Source organism: Campylobacter sp. 107, assembly GCF_002383835.1.
GTDB classification, from domain to species: Bacteria; Campylobacterota; Campylobacteria; order Campylobacterales; family Campylobacteraceae; genus Campylobacter_D; species Campylobacter_D jejuni.
In genome coordinates, this window is sequence record NZ_NXBA01000031.1 from 1 (window position 1) to 963 (window position 963).

General features: G+C 23.3%; 1 protein-coding gene and 1 pseudogene. Both read left to right on the plus strand.

Translation table 11 applies throughout. The features are described from left to right. The first annotated feature begins 317 nt into the window (after positions 1 to 317). Positions 318 to 725, plus strand: a complete 408-nt coding sequence (locus BGS40_RS05615; RefSeq protein WP_257841707.1) for a hypothetical protein — start codon at positions 318 to 320, stop codon at positions 723 to 725. A gap of 8 nt (positions 726 to 733) precedes the next feature. Further along, a pseudogene (locus BGS40_RS05620) lies at positions 734 to 963 on the plus strand (methyltransferase); the annotation flags it as partial.

The window sequence follows — 963 nt, forward strand, 5'->3', positions numbered from 1 at the left end:
ATTGATTTTGTAAATAGATTTAAACTTTTAAAACATCAGCCCAACACTACAAATTGTCTTATGAAAAAAACAGAGAAAATTAAGAGGAGTTAATAAAAATGCTAGAATTCTTTGTTAATCTTTTAATATTTATTCTTATATTTTTCTTTTTTGTTTTTATATTTTCTATTATTTTATATTTTATCTTTAAAATTTTTTGTAAATTAAAAAATAAAACAAAAACTATAAATTTTAAAACAATATTTAAAAAATTTACTTTGTTTCTTTTACCTGTATATCTTTTATTATTCTTAGTAGGAGGATGTTCTTATAAATATATGGATCCGCAGTATTATGAGTTTAAGAAGTTGTGTAAAGATATAGATAATAAAGTAATAATTTACAATAAAGCTTATTGGGAATTGTATAGCGATTTTACAAAAAAAAAGCCTTCTATAGAAAAACGAGTTAAGGATGATGGTTATGAATATTTTTATTATGAAAAACTTAATGAAACATTTGCTTATTATGATATAGAAGATATGATCAAATCTAAGAAACGAAATGGCAATATTATAACCATAGTATATGATAAAAAATATAAAAAAATGCCCAAGCCTTTTGCTTCATATATAAGATATAATTATAAAAATGATGGTGTATTCTTAAGAGGTGATGAGGGTGCTGGATTATATTTTAGATATGAAGAAGTATTCACTTGTAGCTATTTTGATAATTTTAAGTAAGGATATAAATGAGCAAAAACATTAAAACACAAGAAGCTAAATTAGACTTAATCACTAAATTTTTAGACTATGCTAATTGTGCAGATGCTAGTTATGCTTTATTAGATCCAGTTTTTACAGGTGTTATTATTGATAAACAAGAAAAGGAGTTAGAAAAAGATTTAGATACCCAAAGACTAGGTGATAAACATAATAATCAAAATTCTACCTATGCAAGAGCTATACAAGCTCGTTTTGA

Bases quoted from the DNA above. Each gene is read 5' to 3' on its own strand.
- BGS40_RS05615 (WP_257841707.1), top strand. From the start codon at position 318: ATGGATCCGCAGTATTATGAGTTTAAGAAGTTGTGTAAAGATATAGAT.